We start from the raw sequence: 222 nt of genomic DNA, 5'->3' as shown, positions 1-222 counted from the left end.
GGGGATGCGCGGCTCCGAAAACTCCACGTCAGCGATCGCCGCCATGAAGTCCTCCACCATCGGGTCCATCAACGCCGAATGGAACGCGTGCGACACCCGCAACCGCGTCGTCTTCACACCCAACGCCTTGAACTGCTCACCCACCGCGAGAACGGCGGCTTCATCGCCCGAAACGACCACGGAGCCGGGCGCGTTGACCGCCGCCACGGACACCGCGTCCGG

1 protein-coding gene is annotated in these 222 nt (G+C 67.1%); it reads right to left on the bottom strand.

The annotated features are described in order from the left end of the window. A partial coding sequence (locus tag WA788_RS35905) for an acyltransferase domain-containing protein (protein WP_443034154.1) occupies positions 1 to 213 on the bottom strand: 213 nt, incomplete at its 3' end. Positions 214 to 222: the final 9 nt, after the last annotated feature.

Source organism: Streptomyces sp. CA2R106 (genome assembly GCF_037034245.1).
Classification (GTDB): domain Bacteria; phylum Actinomycetota; class Actinomycetes; order Streptomycetales; family Streptomycetaceae; genus Actinacidiphila.
The sequence above is the reverse complement of the archived record's forward strand: the minus strand, read 5'-3'. Positions and strand labels throughout refer to the sequence as shown.